12 protein-coding genes are annotated in these 17,085 nt (G+C 60.1%); 3 read left to right on the forward strand and 9 right to left on the reverse strand.

The window, feature by feature from the left end; all coding sequences use genetic code 11:
* Nucleotides 1-153: 153 nt before the first annotated feature.
* The 3 genes from ndk to ABLU87_RS21795 form a co-directional block, all read right to left on the reverse strand.
* On the reverse strand, nt 154-585 hold the full coding sequence (gene ndk, locus ABLU87_RS21785) for a nucleoside-diphosphate kinase (protein ID WP_004114414.1): 432 nt from the start codon (nt 583-585) through the stop codon (nt 154-156).
* A gap of 170 nt (nt 586-755) precedes the next feature.
* Complete coding sequence (gene pbpC, locus ABLU87_RS21790) at nt 756-3,080, reverse strand: peptidoglycan glycosyltransferase PbpC (protein ID WP_122116702.1); 2,325 nt, start codon at nt 3,078-3,080, stop codon at nt 756-758.
* The gene (locus ABLU87_RS21795; protein ID WP_122116703.1) at nt 3,081-8,027 is read right to left on the reverse strand and encodes an alpha-2-macroglobulin; all 4,947 of its coding nucleotides are present in this window, start codon (nt 8,025-8,027) and stop codon (nt 3,081-3,083) included.
* A gap of 400 nt (nt 8,028-8,427) precedes the next feature.
* Between ABLU87_RS21795 and ABLU87_RS21800 the strand changes: the two genes are divergently transcribed.
* From ABLU87_RS21800 to sseA, 3 genes are all read left to right on the forward strand, one after another.
* Entirely contained in the window at nt 8,428-9,639 is a 1,212-nt protein-coding gene (locus ABLU87_RS21800; protein WP_048260593.1) for a hypothetical protein, read from the forward strand.
* Between the two features lie 35 nt (nt 9,640-9,674).
* Nucleotides 9,675-10,859, forward strand: coding sequence for a M20 family metallopeptidase (locus ABLU87_RS21805; protein WP_025106599.1), 1,185 nt, complete (start codon nt 9,675-9,677; stop codon nt 10,857-10,859).
* A gap of 124 nt (nt 10,860-10,983) precedes the next feature.
* Complete coding sequence (gene sseA / locus ABLU87_RS21810; RefSeq protein WP_014230369.1) at nt 10,984-11,829, forward strand: 3-mercaptopyruvate sulfurtransferase; 846 nt, start codon at nt 10,984-10,986, stop codon at nt 11,827-11,829.
* 39 nt (nt 11,830-11,868) lie between these two features.
* Here the strand turns inward: sseA and sseB are convergent, their stop codons facing one another.
* From sseB to hscB, 6 genes are all read right to left on the reverse strand, one after another.
* Complete coding sequence (gene sseB, locus ABLU87_RS21815; RefSeq protein ID WP_025106598.1) at nt 11,869-12,645, reverse strand: enhanced serine sensitivity protein SseB; 777 nt, start codon at nt 12,643-12,645, stop codon at nt 11,869-11,871.
* A gap of 111 nt (nt 12,646-12,756) precedes the next feature.
* Nucleotides 12,757-14,043 (reverse strand): aminopeptidase PepB, encoded by a 1,287-nt coding sequence (gene pepB, locus ABLU87_RS21820; protein WP_122116704.1) that lies wholly within the window; start codon nt 14,041-14,043, stop codon nt 12,757-12,759.
* Nucleotides 14,044-14,149: 106 nt separating this feature from the next.
* Nucleotides 14,150-14,350, reverse strand: coding sequence for a Fe-S cluster assembly protein IscX (iscX, locus tag ABLU87_RS21825; protein ID WP_004104502.1), 201 nt, complete (start codon nt 14,348-14,350; stop codon nt 14,150-14,152).
* A 1-nt stretch (nt 14,351) separates the two neighbouring features.
* On the reverse strand, nt 14,352-14,687 hold the full coding sequence (gene fdx, locus ABLU87_RS21830; RefSeq protein WP_004104503.1) for an ISC system 2Fe-2S type ferredoxin: 336 nt from the start codon (nt 14,685-14,687) through the stop codon (nt 14,352-14,354).
* Between the two features lies 1 nt (nt 14,688).
* Nucleotides 14,689-16,539, reverse strand: a complete 1,851-nt coding sequence (gene hscA / locus ABLU87_RS21835; RefSeq protein WP_032750897.1) for a Fe-S protein assembly chaperone HscA — start codon at nt 16,537-16,539, stop codon at nt 14,689-14,691.
* 15 nt (nt 16,540-16,554) lie between these two features.
* Nucleotides 16,555-17,070, reverse strand: coding sequence for a co-chaperone HscB (gene hscB / locus ABLU87_RS21840; RefSeq protein WP_004104505.1), 516 nt, complete (start codon nt 17,068-17,070; stop codon nt 16,555-16,557).
* Nucleotides 17,071-17,085 lie beyond the last annotated feature (15 nt).

Below are 17,085 nucleotides of genomic sequence, written 5' to 3' on the forward strand. Positions count from 1 at the left end.
GCGATAGTCGAAAAGACGACGAGGATGGGTATCTCCAAAATATTTTACGTCACGGCGAGGCGGCGAATTCGCAAATCCCGGGAGCATAGATAACTATGTGACCGGGGTGCGCGAATGAAGCCAACAAAGCGGTAGCGTGAAAGACGCGGGAGATTAGCGGGTGCGCGGGCAAACCTCGCCTTCAGCAAAGAAAAACGCGATCTCGCGCGCAGCGGATTCAACGGAATCGGAACCGTGGGTGCCGTTCTCGGTGAAGCTGTCAGCGTAGTCTGCGCGCAGGGTACCCGCCAGCGCGTTCGCCGGGTTGGTTGCGCCCAGCAGGTCACGATGACGCTGAACCGCATTTTCGCCTTCCAGCACGGAAACCACGATCGGGCCGGAAGTCATGAATTCAACCAGACCGTCAAAGAACGGGCGACCTTCGTGCTCAGCATAGAAGCCGCGAGCCTGTTCAACGGTCAGATGCAGCATTTTGGTGCCAACAATTTTGAACCCTGCAGCTTCAAAGCGAGAAAAGATGCCGCCAATAACGTTTTTTGCCACCGCGTTTGGTTTGATGATGGAAAAAGTACGTTCAATAGCCATGATAACCTCTTTATATATGTTGTTCTGTTTTGCAGATGAGCAGATGAGACCGATAAATACGGCGCGAATTATAATCATCATCTAAGGCGATTGCCTATGTGTTTAGGTAACATTTTTTTAAAAAAAAGCGACCTTAAACAACAAATCCCGCCAATTAAGGCACGTTACGTTTATTGCACGGTGAAGTTCGCGGCAACAATTTGCCCCGCCTCGTCCATCACTACCAGCTGATAACGGTCAGGGCGTTCGATGTTAAGGGTCGCGCCGGCGCCTTCCGCCTGCAGAGGCTCACCGTTAAGAAACCACCAGCGGCGCCCCTCCCCGCCGGTCGTTTGCAGCGGCAGCATCACCTTTTGCTCGCCGGGCAGCCGTTTAACCACCGCGCCTTCACGAAGACCGGAGAGCACCAGCGGAGCGGCATCCGCGGTTTGCACCGGCGGACACGCCGCCGAAACCGCAGGCAGCCTGACGCGACGCCGTTCGCCTGCGGGTAGCCAGGGTTCAAGCGGCAGCGGCCAGACGTCGAGGCTTTTCTCTACCGCGCCGGGGCAATCTGCCGCCACCCGCAGCCCTTTCTCATTCAGCCACACCGGGAAGCGAATCCCGCGAATACCTTCCTGGCCGGGCAGCAGCAGGGTCGGCGGCTGGCTCTCATCGAGCAGCCAGGTGGCCAGCCGTCGGCGGCAGTTCGCGTCGCCCGCGGGTAAATTCTGCCCGCCGGGCCAGCAAACCGTCCCGGCGCTGACCGACGAAGGGCGAGGGTCGGCCGGCAATCCGCCGCGGCTCATCGCCGGGCGCGCCAGCAGCATATTATTCACCTGGTTCAGCAGCGGCACCGCGCTGGCGAAGCCAAACTGCCCGACGACCGGCGTGCCGTCGGGTCGCCCGGTCCAGATACCTATCAGATAGCGAGCGTTCACGCCGATCGCCCAGGCATCGCGATAGCCGTAGCTGGTTCCGGTTTTCCACGCCAGCGGCACCACCTGCACCAGCGACGCATCGGGCACCGGCTGCGCTTCGCCGGCCAGTATGCGCCGCACGATCCACGCGGCGCCCGGCGACAGCAGCGGCCTCTCAACCAGCGGTGAGTCTGGCGTGATGCGCAATTGTCCCGCCTTACCATGGCGGGCGAACGCGCTGTACGCCGCCACGATATCCGCCAGACGCGCGCCGCCGCCGCCGAGGATCAGCGACAGATTCGGCTCCGCGCCGGCGGGCAGCATCAGCGGCAATCCGGCATTGCGTAGCCTGGCGGCAAAACGCTTCGGCCCGTAGGCCTCCAGCACCTGCACTGCCGGAAGGTTCAGCGAGCGAACCAGCGCGTCGCTGGCGCTCACCGGCCCGTGAAAACCGCTGTCAAAATTCCCCGGCCGGTAGTCGCTAAACCGTCGCGGCACATCCTGTAACAACGAAGCCGGATGGATCAGCCCCTCATCCAGCGCCATACCATAAACAAACGGCTTCAGAACCGAGCCCGGGGAGCGGATCGCCGAGACCATATCAATATGACCAAAGCGGCTATCATCGTTGATATCCACCGACCCTACCCAACCGCGCACCTTCATATTGGTATGGTCGACCACGATCATCGCTAAAGAGCTGCGCGGCGGCAGGCGCGATTTCCAGTTCAGCGCCAGGTCTTCCAGCTGCCGCTGCAGTCCGGCATCCAGCGTCGTTACCACCTTCTCTGCGCGGCTGCTCGCCAGCGCGCGGCGGGCAAAAAGCGGCGCCAGCTGCGGCATCTGCCGCGGAAAGAGCCAGACGGGCTCCTCGATAGCTTCTCGTACCGGCAGCGATGGCCACACGCCCTGATTTTCCATCCGCAGCAGCACTTTATCGCGTGCCGCCTGCGCTCGCTCCGGCCAGCGATCCGGACGCAGCCTGCTCGGCGCCTGCGGCAGTACCGCCAGCAGCGCCGCTTCGCCATAGCTAAGCTGCGCGGGCGGTTTACCGAGATAGGCCCAGCTGGCTGCGCCGATCCCCTGCAGCGTACCGCCGAACGGCGCCCGGTTGAGGTAGAGCGTGAGGATCTCGCTTTTTGACAGATGCCACTCCAGCTGCAGCGCGCGCCATAGCTGACGCAGCTTGCCGCCGAAGGTTCGGGGATGCGGATCGAGCAGGCGCGCCACCTGCATGGTCAGGGTGCTGCCCCCGGAGATCACCCGCCCGGAAGTGAGATCCTGCCAGGCAGCGCGAACGATCGAGAACGGATTAACGCCGGGGTGATCCCAGAACCAGCGATCTTCATACTGGATCAGCGCCTGTAAATAGCGCGGCGAAACGTCAGCCAGGGTCACCGGATAGCGCCAGACGCCCTGCGCGTCGGCGAAACGCCACAGCGGCGTCCCGTCTTCCGCCACCACCACTCGGGCAGGCGTCACCTCGCGCAGCGGCAGCGGCCACAGGCGATCGGCGGCCAGCAGCAGCAGCCACAGCAAAAAAATAAACGCCGCCAGCCAGCGCCAGCGGCGTTTAATGCGCTTCAGTGCCCGCATTTAGGGTACAACGGTGAGCGGTCCGCTGGCCGCGCCGGTTGCCCGCCACTGCGGCACGTACATTGACTCGACCTGCGGCTGCGGTACCTGATAGGTGCCCGGCGTCACCGCGCGCGCCAGATAAACCAGCGTCACCGGCTGGCCTTCATTGATAGCCACCGCGGCGACGAAGCGATCGTCGCGAAACTCAATGTGCTGAATATCGGCCTGCTGCATCTGGTTAAGCAGATTCTGCACCACCTCGCCGTTCTCCTGCAGGCTGGCGCTGCTGTTGGCCAGATTCTGGTTTTCCAACTCCAGCCCCGCCGGGAGTAAATCCACCACCAGCGCGTCCGGGACGTTACGCTTAGCCGTCACTTCCAGCTTCACCAACACCAGTTCGCCGCTGCGCAGCGAAGAGAGCGATTTCTGCTGGCCCTGGGTATCGAAAATTTGCCGTTCAATGCCAAGCACGTTGCCCCCCGGCTGCGGCGCGTTCTGCGGATAGCCGCTGCTGTCGAGACGGAGCCACAGCGGCTGCTGGCCGGTATTGGTCACCTGCAAGGCCGCCAGCTGGTCGCCGGTCAGGTTGCGGGTTTGCGCTTTCTCGCCGGAGAGCGGTTCGGCCTGCACGGAGGTTTGCGCCTGCCAGCTGCCGGGGAGATCCTGCAGCGTACGCCCGGCCAGGAACAGGGCGTTACTCTCCTGCGTCGAGAGCCAGCGCTGGCCGTAGGCTTCGTCCGCCAGATGGCTGAGCAGCGTATTTTGCGCTTCCGGCAGCAGTTTGTTCTCCTCCAGCAGCGCCAGCTTCAGCGCATCGTCGCGCAGCTCGCTGCCGTAATCGCCGAGCCAGCGGTTCGCGTCCTGCCGCGGCGTCGTCAGCGCCAGCTTCAGGGCTTCGTCGCCGCGCGGCGCATCGCCCATCAATTTCAGGGCCACGCCCAGCTGCAGCAGCGGCAGACCGGAACGCGCCTGGTCGTGACGGCTCCAGATTTCGCGCAGCGCGCCGAGCGGCGCTTTCTGCTGCCGGGCCAGTACCAGCGCGGCGTAGGCCTGAGCGGCAAAGCGGCTGGCCTGGGCATCATCGCTATAGCGGACGGTCATCAGCCCCGGCTCCTGTAAATAACGCAGCAGGCGCTGGTTGCCGTTATTGACGGCGTTCGTTGGTACGCTGTAGCCCTGCTCGCCCGCCCGGACGAGGAAGTCCATCGCGTAGGCGCTCAACCAGTACTCCTCCGGCCCTTCTTTATCCCACAGGGCGAAACCGCCATCATCGCGCTGCATCTGCAGCAGACGAGAAATGCCGATATCCACCGCCGCGCGTCGCTTTTCATCGCTATCGCCGCCGATCCCCAGGGCTTTAAGCTGGGCGGCGTTGGTATAGAGCGACGGGAACAGCCCGCTGGTGGTCTGCTCCAGGCAGCCGTAAGGATAGGCTTTCAGGTCGCGTATATAGCGCGCCAGGTTCAGCGGCGGCTTACCGCTGAACACCAGCTGCCCCTGCAACGTGGCCGGCGAGAAGCCCTCGCTTTGCGCCGCCGGAGCCTGCCAGCTTTCACCCGGCTGGAGGACAGCGCCGGAATTCACGGTTTGCGCCGGGAAAGCCGGACGCACGCCCAGCTGCCACTGCTTCTGCATCGGCGCGAAGGTTTCACCCGGCAGGTTCAGGCCGCTGATGGTGGCATTCACCTGACCATCGCCAAAGCCTTGCTGCGCGCGAACCGGCACAAACAGGGTGCTGCGCGCGCCGGGAGCCAGATGCACCGGCGGTATTTCTCCCCCTTCAAGCTGCAGCAGACCGCTGGCGGCCAGCGCAACGTTGAGGGTCTGCGGCTTATCGGTCAGATTGCTGAGATCCAGCGCCAGGCGAGTGGTATCTCCGCTGGCGAGGAAGCGCGGCATATTCAGCTCGGCAATAACCGGCGCCGCCACGATCGTTTTTCCTTCGCTGCTGCCAAAATCCTCTGCGCTCCACGCCTGGGCCATAACCCGCAGTTCGCCGTTAAAGTCGCCAATCGGCAAAGTCACCGTCCCTTCGCCTTTCTCATCCAGCACCACCGGCTGCGCCTGCTGAGCGATAATCGTCACGTGATTAACCGGCGGTTTGCCGCCGCGTTTGAGTTCATCACCGTCGCCGCCGAAGCGCAGGCTGGCGAGTCTCCCCTGCCCTTCGATCACCTGACCATAGATATCGTAAATATCGGCGCCGTAGCGTTTCTGGCCAAAGAAGGCGTTCCACGGATCCGGCGTTGCATAGTCGGTGATATTGAGTACGCCGCTATCGACGGCGGAGAGCAGCACGTTAACCTGTTTCGGCGTCTCGCCTTCTTTGACGCTGGCCTTAACGTTGACCTTCAGCGGCTGGTTGGGGCGCATTTTATCCGGCGCTTCCAGCGTCAGGTTCAGACGGCGATTTTCATCGCCAAGCGGCAGATGCAGCAGACCCACCGCCCGTTTTGGCGTCGCGGACTGGGATTTATCCCCCGGACGAATCACCAGGGTGCTGAGGTACAGGTCGTGACGATTCCACGCTTTATCCACCGGGATCGATAGCTCCATCCCTTCCGCCGGGACGTCAATCTCCTGCCACCACAGCGGCCCTTCGCTTGATTCCACCAGCGCGTAGCCTTTACCGGCTGCCGGAGCGGCGATATGCAGCTTGATCGTATCGCCCGGTTTATAGGCCGGTTTGTCCAGCTTCATGGTGACGCGATCCGGACGCGCCGCCCCCTGGCCATCGCTGTTATCCTGCCAGCTGTATCCGGCCCAGAAGCGCACGCTGCTGACCGCATCATCCGGCCCTTTAACTTCCAGGCGATAAGAACCCCACTCGACCGGGAAGCTCACTTTCGCCGTTTGTCCGGCTGAAATATCCAGCGACTCCTCGCCTTCCTGAAGATCTTTTTGATCGAACTGCGACTGCCAGCCTTCGCTCTCGGACCAGTTCCAGTAGTAGTCGCGGCGTTCGCGAATCAACCGAACCTGCAGCCCGGAGACCGCTTTCTTCTCACCTTTGGCGTCGGCATACACAATCTCAAACGCGGCGGTGCCGTTTTCATCCACCACCGGCTGCTTGATAGTGCTGTCGGTGCGATAGTCGTAAACCTCTTTCAGGGCAAATTCCGGTCGGATACCCGGCAGCGTTTCGGCCGGCCAGATCGGCTGCCTGACGGTGCGCGTGACCGGTCTGCCGCCGGACTCCAGCAGGCTGGCCTGCAGGATCACCTGCAGCGGCGAGCGGCTCTCCTGCCACTGGCTGGCGGCGGTGACTTCCGCATGTCCGCGATCGTCCAGGGTGGTCTGCACTTCATCCAGGCTGCGGGAAAGGTTCTCTTCGGCAATGTCGCCAAACTGGAAGCCCGGCAGCGCAGGCACCGCATCGCGCAGCGGACGCAGGAACAGTTTACCCTGCAGCGAGTTGCCGCTGGCCGGCGCGCCGTACAGATACGCCCCGCTCACGGCAAAGCTGACATCCGCAGCCGGCGAAACCGGGGCATTTTGCGCCGTGAGATTCAGCGCCATGCGCTCAGGCATAAAATCTTCAACGTGAAAATCCCACTCGCGCGGCTGGTTGTCGCCGGTGCTGGCGCGAATGTGCCACATCCCGGTCGCCGCGCCGCTATCGAGCGGATAAGTCAACTGATACAGGCCGTTAACCGGTTTGCTGACCGTCGAACGAATAACCTGGCCATCCGGCTGCACGACTTCCAGCTTCACCGGCTGCTCGGGGAGCGGTTTACCGTCACTATCGCGCAGTAGCGCGTTGAGAATAACCGTTTCGCCCGGACGATAGAGATCCCGTGGGCCAAACATAAATAGCTGTTTGCTGAAGCCCGGCGCGCCGGCGATGGAAAATTCAGCCAGGTCCAGCGCCGGGAGCTTGAGATCCAGCAGAGTGGTTTGCCCGTCCTTACGCGCCAGCAGCAGCGCCGCTTCTTTGTCCGTTTGCAGCGTCACGTGCCCCTGAGCGTCGCTCTTCGCCTGCGCCAGGGTTTGCCCTTTGGCGTTCAGCAGCTGCACATCGATACCGGACTGTGCCGCGCCGTTCTCCAGGCTCTGGGTAAAGACATCCAGCCGGTTGTGGTAGCGGTGCGCGGATACGCCGATATCGCTGAGGGTGAACAGCGTCGCGGCGTTGCTATAGCTGTAGCGGCCCGCCTGGTTCATCACCGCGATATAGACGCCCGGCTCCTGCAACGGCTTGATATCCGCCAGCGGCAGCAGCAGTTTTTCGCGCGTATTGCGCGCCGGGTTAAGGTCAAAACGGCCGGTGTAGACCAGATCGGCCATCTTCAGCAGCTCGTCCGACTCCCAGTTGCTCAGGGAATTGCGGTATTCCCATTGGCTGACGAAGGCGGAGAGCGATTCAGGTTTGATGCGGAAAAAATTGACGTCGATGTTATCGACATTCAGCGCCATTACCGGCAGTCCGGCCACCACTTTCCCCGGCAGCAGCGAGCCGCGGCTGGCAAAGCCGATGCTCGGGGCGATATCGCGGGTGGTAATGGTTTTTTCAACGCTGCTGTCTAAGGTCGCTTTATTCAGCGCGGTCAGGGTGGGGTCGAGCGAAACGATCAGCTCGCGTTTTGGCTCAAGATGGCGTAGACGCAGCTCTTTAAGGTTGGGCGCCAGCTCCCATGCTCCATCGACTTTGCCGCTTTTTTTGTCGACCAGATGCACGCTGCGGGAGAAATCCTGATCCGGCTGCAGAGGAATAGAGAAGGTCAACACCAGCGTCGCCGCGCCGTCGAGCTGAACCTCAGAAGCATCCAGCAGCGTTAACGCTTTGCCTTTGCTTTTTTCAGCCAGCGCCGCCAGCTGGGCGCTGTCCGGCTTTGCGGGCGCGCTATCTGACGCCGCGGATGGCGCCGACGCGACCGCCTGCGGTTTGCCGCTGTCGTCACAGGCGGTCAACGATAGCGCGGTAAGTAGCGCCAGAGATAGCGCCGCCAAACGAAATGGTTTCATCCTTCTAACCCCTCGGCCCGCAGGCCAGATAATTTCAGTGAACACATTATTATGCGTTAGCGGCAGAATTACCAATAGCGCGCTAGCAAGCAATATTGGTAGGGATCACGGATAGCTGGAGTGGATTAATTTAACGGATATACCGCGCTACGATTTTTCTTATATCAACTTTTAATATCCTCAGCTATCGATACTTTTTATTCTGAAATCCCACTCTCTCTGCCCATATAAATTGACAAGGCGCGCGCTTTCTATTTATTGTTCGGGATATCATTGCCTTTAAAATATAAATTATTACGCCGGCGATGATATTGACTGTACGTTCCAGCGTTTACCAGATAACACAACATCAACCCATCTCATATAAATATATATGGGATTAATAATATGGAAGTTATTTATGTCTCAGATGGTCGCACTGTCGATTATTATTTTAATTCTTTATATCGGCGACGTTGTTTCAACCCGCACAAAAGCCTGGATTCCCTCCGTATTTGTCTGTGCGGTCCTGTTTTTAATCGGGTACTGGACATTTTTCCCGGCAGATATTATCAGCCGGGCCGGAATCGGCACGCCGGTTGCCATAATGCTGATGTATCTGTTAATCACCAATATGGGCACCCTGCTGTCGCTAAAAGAGCTGGCGCAGCAGTGGAAGACCGTGGTCATCTCCCTCGCCGGCATTGCCGGGATCGCGGCGGCGGTCTTTGCGGTGAGCCTGGCGCTGTTCGACCGCAACACCGCGCTGGTCACCATTCCTCCGCTGGTCGGCGGTATCGTCTCATCGCTGATTATGTCGCAGGGCGCGAGCAGCGCCGGCCTGGTCGACCTGTCGGTTTTTGCCATTTTGATTTACGTGATGCAGGGGTTTGCCGGATATCCGCTCACCGCCATCATGCTGCAGCGCGAAGGTAAAACGCTGCTTGCCCGCTACCGCAGCGGCGAGCACCGACCCGATAACATCGCCGATGAGCACGCGATGCTCACCGTTGGTGAGGAGAAAATGCCGCGCCTGTTCAGTAAAATCCCCGTTAGCTACAACAGCAACTACTTTAAATTCCTGCGGCTGGCGCTGGTCGGCTGTCTGGCCTGGCTTGTCGCCGACCTCGCGAAGCCGATCGTGAATATCAGCCCCTTCGTGCTGTGCCTGTTTTTTGGCGTGGTGTTTACCTCGTTAGGCTTTCTTGAAAAACATATGCTGCATAAGGCGAACGGCTTTGGCTTCGCCATTATGGCATTGATGCTATTTATCTTTGATACCTTAAACAAAGCCACGCCGGAGATGCTGCTGCGCCTGCTTTTCCCGATGGTGGTGTTAATCGCCACGGCGGCGATCGGGATGTTTGTTGTCTCCTGGCTGGTCGGAAAACTGCTTGGCGTCAGCGGCCCGATGGCTTTCGCCATCTCATTGACCGCGCTGTACGGTTTCCCCGCCGACTATATTATTACCAACGAGGCCATTAACGCCCTCACCCACGATGAAAAAGAGCGCCAGATGCTGACCCACCATATGCTGGGCCCGATGCTGGTCGGCGGATTCGTCTCCGTCACCATGGTGTCGGTGGTGTTAGCCGGAATTCTGGTCGGCTATCTGACCCCCGCTATCGGCTGAGCGCGTTGAATTTTTAGCAAATGATGGAGCCATTGATGATTAATCCTGACATCACCGCGATTATCGCCAGAGAAGAACAGGCGATGATCGCTTTTCGTCGCGACCTGCACGCCCATCCGGAACTTCCCTGGGAGGAGAAGCGCACCACGGATCGCGTCGCCGCCGGACTGGAGGCCATCGGTATCCCTTACCGCCGGACGCATCCCACCGGAATCATCGCCGACATCGCCGGCGGCCAGCCGGGTAAAACCGTGGCTCTGCGCGCCGATATGGATGCGTTACCGGTGGTGGAGCTGAACGACCCGCTCGACTATAAATCACAAACTCCCGGGAAAATGCACGCCTGCGGCCATGACGCCCATACCGCCATGCTGCTGACTGCCGCCCGTGCGTTATATGACGTCCGCGAGCAGCTGGCGGGCAACGTCCGGCTGATCTTTCAGCCTGCGGAAGAGATTGCCGAGGGGGCGAAGGCGATGATTCAGCAGGGGGCTATCGATAACGTGGATAACGTTTTCGGGATGCATATCTGGTCCGGCACGCCGTCCGGCAAAATCTCCTGCAACGTCGGTTCCTCCTTTGCCTCAGCCGATTTGCTGAAAGTGACCTTCCGCGGCCGCGGCGGCCACGGTTCGATGCCGGAGGCCTGCGTCGATGCGGCGGTGGTCGCTTCCGCTTTCGTGATGAATCTGCAGGCTATTGTGGCGCGAGAAACCTCCCCGCTGGAGTCCGCGGTAGTCACCATCGGCAAAATGGATGTCGGCACGCGCTTTAACGTCATTGCCGAGAACGCCGTTCTTGACGGTACCGTGCGCTGCTTCAGCCTGGAAGCGCGCCAGCGCCTGGAAACGGCCATTACCCGCTATGCCGAGCATACCGCCGCGGTATATGGGGCGACCGCTCAGGTTGACTACTGCTACGGTACGCTACCGGTGATCAACGAAGAGCGCAGCGCGCTGCTGGCGCAGTCGGTTATCCGCGACGCGTTCGGCGATGGCGTCCTTTTCAATGAAAAACCGACCACCGGCGGAGAAGATTTTAGTTTTTATATGCAAAATATCCCCGGCGCCTTTGCGCTGCTCGGCTCGGGCAATAAAGAGAAAGGCAGCGACTACGCGCACCATCACGGCTGCTTTAATATCGACGAGCAGGTGATGAAAAGCGGCGCTGAACTGTACGCGCAGTACGCCTGGCGCTACCTGCAGCAAAACGCGTTTTAAGCCAACTCTCCCCCGACGCCGCTCGGGGGAATATCACATTCCCGCCGCCTCTCCTTGAAAATGCCTTGTCGATATCGCAAAAAACAACAACAATCACTCTATTGTTGATGACACGGAGGCACTCATGTCTACCTCGTTTTTTGTCGCTGCCGACTGGCTGGCAGAGCATATTGATGACCCGGAAATCCAGATTATCGACGCGCGGATGGCCCCCCCGGGACAGGAAGAGCGCGATCTTAACGCTGAGTATCAGGCAGGCCATATTCCCGGCGCCGTCTTTTTCGATATCGAAGCCCTCTCTGACCACACCAGCCCGCTGCCGCACATGATGCCGCGCGCGGAGGCGTTTGCCGTCGCCATGCGCGAACTTGGCGTCAGCAGCGATAAGCATCTGGTGGTATACGATGAAGGCAATCTCTTCTCCGCACCGCGCGCCTGGTGGATGCTGCGCACGTTCGGCGTTGAAAAGGTGTCGATTGTCGCCGGTGGGCTGGAGGGCTGGCGCCGCGATGGGCTACCGCTGGAGCAGGGCCTCCCCGAACTGCCGGAAGGTGATTTTGACGGCCGCGTCGATCCGCTGGCGATCAAGCGCCTGACGGATGTGCTGCTGGTCAGCCACGAAGGATCGGCGCAGATCGTCGATGCGCGCCCGGCAGGACGCTTTAATGGCCAGGTGGCAGAGCCGCGACCGGGACTGCGCAGCGGGCATATTCCCGGCGCGCTAAACGTACCGTGGACGGAACTGGTGATTAACGGCGAACTGAAAACCACCGATGAACTCAACGAGATCTTCGCGCGTCAGGGCGTCGATTTTGAACGGCCGATTATTGCCAGCTGCGGCTCCGGCGTAACGGCGGCGGTCGTCGTGCTGGCGCTCACCACCCTCGGCGTTAACGGCGTTAGCCTGTACGACGGCTCATGGAGCGAATGGGGGGCGCGGACGGATTTGCCGATTGAACCGGCGCAGTAGGCAGTAAAGAGAATAACGGGGGCCTGAGCCCCCGTTGAGTTAAATAATCCGATTGTGCTTAAAGTCGCGCAGGAAACTGCCCCAGCGCTTTTCATAAAACGGCGTGATGTGGGCGATCATAAAGTGGCTAATCCCCTTCTCCCCCTCCACCACCTGACAGATATCAATCGGCTCGTCGCCGGGAAGCGTATCGGTCGCCACGCTGCCGGTCGCCTGAATAACCTCCTCAATATCGCCTTCCGCTTCAATGCCAATCAGCAGGTTGGCTGGCGCATCGGCGCTGTCTTTGATAGAGCATAAAAACGCGCGCTTCACCGTTTTCAGGGTCTTAAACAGCGCGGTCAGCGAGTCCACCATCTGCGCGGGCGGCTCGGCAACCTCAGACAGCAGCAGCGACTCTCCGCCTTCAAGCACGGTCTGGGTGCTGAGCGGGCTGCCCTCTTCCCCCAGCAGATGGCTAATCTCACGCGGCGCAAACTCTTTGCCGGTGGCGAGTTTGGCATTGAGATAGAGCGTTTCGCCGAGGGTCATGGCGAACAGCGTGCGCACCGGCATCACCACAAAAGACTGTTCGTCCTCAACGGCCTGCTGCAGCGCTTCCAGCGAGGTGAAAAAAGGAATGACCGATGTGCCATCATCTTTTTCCCAGTGCTGCAGATCCAGCACGCTGTCTTCAACGACCTGCTCGCCCTGAGCGGCGGCTCCGGGTACCCACACCGTAGCTTCCAGCAGCGTACGGAAAAACGCCGGACGATGGCCTGGCTCGGTAGCCGCCTTCTCCAGCAGGGTTTCTAGCTCATTTTTAGTTTCGGACATAGTAGTTCCACAACGAAAATCCCCTCACCCCGGCTCTCTCCACGAAGGAAGCGGGAGAAAGCCGAACGTGACCTCCCCCTGAAACATCAGGGGGAGGGTCAGGGGAAAGGGTTATTCCGCGGTCAGCAAATTAGCAATAGTGCGCACGCCGAGGCCGGTCGCGCCCGCCGACCACTGCTCAACCGCAGATTTGCGGTAGGTCGCCGAGCAGTCGATATGCAGCCAGCCTTCATGATAATTCTCCACGAAGTGGGACAGAAAGCCCGCCGCGGTGCTGGCGCCGGCCGGATAGGCCGCGCTGCCGGTATTGTTCAGTTCAGCAAAGTTGGACGGCAGCTGGCCGCGGTGGAACTCAGCCAGCGGCAGGCGCCAGAAAGCTTCGTTTTCAGCCTGCGCGCTCGCCAGCAGGCGATTCGCCAGCGCATCATCAAAGCTGAACAGCGCGTGATAATCATTGCCCAGCGCGGTTTTCGCCGCGCCGGTCAGCGTGGCGGCATCGATGATCAGCGCCGGCTTTTGCGCCGAAGCATCGATCAGGCCGTCCGCCAGCACCAGGCGACCTTCCGCATCGGTGTTCATGATTTCCACGGTTTTGCCGTTGCGATAGTGAATAATATCGCCCAGTTTGAAGGCGTTACCGCTAATCAGGTTATCGGCGCAGCACAGATACAGCTTCACGCGCTTGTTCAGGCCGCGCGTGATGGCGAACGCCAGCGCGCCGGCCACCGTCGCCGCGCCGCCCATATCGGACTTCATCGAGTCCATAAACGCGCTCTGCTTGATGCTGTATCCGCCGGAGTCAAAAGTGATGCCTTTACCGACCAGGCAGGCGTACACCGGGGCTTCTTTGTCGCCGGTTGGGTTATAGTCCAGCGCCAGCAGGACCGGCGGACGCTCGGAGCCGCGGCCTACGGTGTGGAGGCCCAGGTAGTTCTGTTCGCGCAGATCTTCGCCCTTGGTGATGCGATAAGAGACGTTATCGCAGGCCACGCTGCATAGCAGGTCTACCGCACGCTGCGCCAGCTGTTCCGGCCCCAGCTCTTCCGCCGGGGCGTTGATGGTGTCGCGGACCCAGTCAATAATGGTCAGGCGGTTATCCAGTTCGCTTTTCTGCGCATCGTCGAGGGCCGGCCACTCCACTTTGCGGCTGCCTTTCGGGCCTTTATAACCGGCCCAGAACGCCCATGCGCGATCGGTATCCCAGCCCTCGCCGTCAAGCGCGACATGTTTGATGCCCATGCCGTCAATTTTTCGCGCCGCGCGCTGAATCAAACCGAGGTCGTCTTTGCCGTTCAGATGCAGGGCGATGCCGTCGTTATTAATGCTGTAAGATGCTTTTTCTCCCCAGCGCGCATCGGCTGGCTGAGCGGTAAGCGTAATTTTCATAGCTTCGGTCATTATCATTATCCTTCTTAGCAAACGGGCCGCCGTATGGCAGCCCGTAAAGTTCTCTCGCTCGTTAATTCATCCGGCTTAAACCACCGGATAAATCATGACGCGAAAATTATTCTGCTTCGTCTAACCAGACTAGCAGAATCGCCTCAAGAATTTTTTCATTGGATGCGTTCGGATCGTCATCAAACTCTTCCAGATCGCAAATCCACTGATGCAGATCGGTGAAGCGAACGGTTTTCGGGTCGAGATCCGGGAAAGCGTCGTACAGCGCTTCGCCGATTTCACGACTATCGGTCCATTTCAGTCCCATATTAATGCTCGCGTGCGTGGTTGATGGTGTAACGCGGAATTTCGATGACCAAATCTTCGTCAGTCACCCGCGCCTGGCAGCTCAGACGGCTGTCGGGCTCAAGCCCCCAGGCCTTATCCAGCATGTCGTCTTCATCTTCGGTACTTTCCGCCAGCGAGTCAAAGCCTTCACGCACGATGCAGTGGCAGGTGGTGCAGGCACAGGATTTTTCGCAGGCGTGTTCAATCTCAATACCGCTACGCAGCGCTGCATCAAGAATGGTCTCACCGGTCTCAGCTTCCACAACTACGCCATCCGGACACAGGTCCTGGTGGGGCAGAAAAACAATTTTTGGCATTTTAAACCTCGTCCACGGATTGGCCTTTCAGCGCGATACGGACCGATTGATCCATACGACGTGCGGCAAATTCCTGGGTTTGTGTGTCGATATTTTTAATCGCTTCTTTGATTGCATCGGCATCATCGCCTGCCGCTGCGGCGCGCACTTGCTCCGCGGCGTCATCGATAGCCTGACGCTCTGCGGCGCTTAACAGCGCGGCGTCGGCGGCCAGCGCGCTGACCAGACTTTCCAGTACGCGCGCGGCTTCAACTTTTTGCTCGGCCAGCATACGCGCCTGGACATCCTGTTCGGCGTAGCTCATCGAATCTTTAATCATGCTGGCGATCTCGCCATCGGTCAGACCGTAGGACGGTTTCACCTGGATAGAGGCCTCAACGCCGGTCGATTTCTCCATCGCCGTCACGCTCAGCAGGCCATCAGCATCCACCTGGAAGGTCACGCGAATATGCGCCCCGCCCGCCGGTAATGCCGGAATGCCGCGCAGCGCAAAGCGCGCCAGGGAGCGGCAGTCCTGCACCAGCTCGCGCTCGCCCTGCATAACGTGGATAGACATCGCCGTCTGACCATCTTTGAAGGTAGTGAACTCCTGCGCGCGCGCCACCGGAATGGTGGTGTTACGCGGGATAACCTTTTCCACCAGGCCACCCATGGTTTCCAGCCCCAGAGAGAGCGGAATGACATCAAGCAGCAGCAGTTCGCTGTCCGGCTTATTGCCCACCAGGATATCCGCCTGAATCGCCGCGCCGATGGCGACAACTTTATCCGGGTCGATAGAGGTCAGCGGCGTACGGCCAAAGAATTCGCCGACGCGTTCGCGCACCAGCGGCACGCGGGTCGAGCCGCCCACCATCACCACTTCCAGCACCTCTTGCGCCTCAACGCCGGCGTCTTTCAACGCGCGACGGCAGGCCAGCAAGGTGCGTTTGACCAGCGGCGCGATCAGCGCATTAAACTGGCTACGGGTCACCTCCCCCTGCCAGCCGCCGACGTTCACTCGCGCCGTCTCGGCATCGCTGAGGGCGATTTTCGCCGCGATCGCCGCGTCAAGCAGCTCGCGCTGCAGGCGGTTATCGCTGCGATCGTTCAGGCCAGCCTGCTCGCGCAGATAATCGGCCAGCAGATGATCGAAATCGTCGCCGCCGAGCGCGGAATCGCCGCCGGTGGCCAGGACTTCAAACACGCCGCGGCTCAAGCGCAGCACGGAGATATCAAAAGTACCGCCGCCGAGATCGTAAACCGCGATGACCCCTTCCTGACCGGAGTCCAGGCCGTAGGCTATCGCCGCCGCGGTTGGCTCGTTCAGCAGACGCAGCACGTGCAGGCCCGCCAGACGCGCCGCGTCTTTGGTTCCCTGCCGCTGAGCATCATCGAAGTAGGCCGGCACGGTAATCACCACGCCGTCGAGCTCGCCCGCCAGCGCCTCGGTGGCGCGTTCGGCCAGCGCTTTTAGAATGTCGGCAGATACGCGGATCGGATTGAGCAAACCTCCCGTAGTCTGAATCATCGGCAGGCCGTTTTCGCTGGCCTGCAGCTGATAAGGCAGATGTGGGTAGCGGGCCTCGATATCGGCCAGAGAGCGGCCCATCATGCGTTTGACGGAGCTGATAGTGTTGACCGGATCCAGAGCGGCGTTTTGTCGCGCGTCATAGCCCACCGTCAAACCCGAAGCCTGATAGTTCACCACCGACGGCAGCAAATAGCGCCCCTGATGGTCGGGCAGAGTTTCGGCCTGGCCGCTACGCACGGTAGCCACCAGTGAATTGGTGGTGCCCAGGTCGATACCCGCCGCCAGACGTCGCTGGTGCGGCGCGGCGCTCAGTCCGGGCTCACTAATTTGTAATAAGGCCATAATTGCTTCCGAAAATTAAAAATCGAGCAGTTTTTCTTCGAGTTGTTCCGCACTGCTTCGCAGTTTATCGAGAAAACGCAGCTTGCGCACGGTATCCGCCGCCGCCTCCCACGTCTCGTTATTCAGTTGTTCAACCATCAGCTGATGCCGGGTATCAAATTGCGCTTTGACCCGCTTGATAAAGCTTTCCAGCCGCGCTTCATCTTTCGCCTTGCCTATCTCATCGAGCTCTTCGCGCAGTTCCAGCTGTTCCATCAGGAACGCGGTATCGCGCACGGTATGCTGCTCGCTGGCGAGATCGAAACCGTGAAGTGAAAGGAGATATTCGGCGCGGGTCAGCGGATGGCGAAGGGTTTGCCACGCCTGATTAATGGTGGCGGACTGCTGCACCGCGGCGAGCTGTTCGGCCGCGCTGCCGCTGGCGAACTTATCGGGATGATACTGGCGCTGTAGCTCCTGGTACCGGGCAGCCAGGGGTTCTAACGAAAGGGTATAGCTGGCCGGTAACCCGAAGAGGGTAAAATAGTCCATAGCAACCTCAGGGTT

It is taken from the genome of Klebsiella sp. CB_Kp196 (assembly GCF_040061575.1).
Taxonomy (GTDB): domain Bacteria; phylum Pseudomonadota; class Gammaproteobacteria; order Enterobacterales; family Enterobacteriaceae; genus Klebsiella; species Klebsiella michiganensis.

Excerpts from the sequence above, each read along its gene's own strand:
- ndk (WP_004114414.1), bottom strand. The coding sequence starts at position 585 with ATGGCTATTGAACGTACTTTTTCCATCATCAAACCAAACGCGGTGGCA.
- ABLU87_RS21805 (WP_025106599.1), top strand. The coding sequence starts at position 9,675 with ATGATTAATCCTGACATCACCGCGATTATCGCCAGAGAAGAACAGGCG.
- sseB (WP_025106598.1), bottom strand. The coding sequence starts at position 12,645 with ATGTCCGAAACTAAAAATGAGCTAGAAACCCTGCTGGAGAAGGCGGCT.
- iscX (WP_004104502.1), bottom strand. The coding sequence starts at position 14,350 with ATGGGACTGAAATGGACCGATAGTCGTGAAATCGGCGAAGCGCTGTAC.
- fdx (WP_004104503.1), bottom strand. The coding sequence starts at position 14,687 with ATGCCAAAAATTGTTTTTCTGCCCCACCAGGACCTGTGTCCGGATGGC.
- ABLU87_RS21800 (WP_048260593.1), top strand. The coding sequence starts at position 8,428 with ATGTCTCAGATGGTCGCACTGTCGATTATTATTTTAATTCTTTATATC.
- ABLU87_RS21795 (WP_122116703.1), bottom strand. The coding sequence starts at position 8,027 with ATGAAACCATTTCGTTTGGCGGCGCTATCTCTGGCGCTACTTACCGCG.
- hscB (WP_004104505.1), bottom strand. The coding sequence starts at position 17,070 with ATGGACTATTTTACCCTCTTCGGGTTACCGGCCAGCTATACCCTTTCG.
- sseA (WP_014230369.1), top strand. The coding sequence starts at position 10,984 with ATGTCTACCTCGTTTTTTGTCGCTGCCGACTGGCTGGCAGAGCATATT.
- hscA (WP_032750897.1), bottom strand. The coding sequence starts at position 16,539 with ATGGCCTTATTACAAATTAGTGAGCCCGGACTGAGCGCCGCGCCGCAC.
- pepB (WP_122116704.1), bottom strand. The coding sequence starts at position 14,043 with ATGACCGAAGCTATGAAAATTACGCTTACCGCTCAGCCAGCCGATGCG.
- pbpC (WP_122116702.1), bottom strand. The coding sequence starts at position 3,080 with ATGCGGGCACTGAAGCGCATTAAACGCCGCTGGCGCTGGCTGGCGGCG.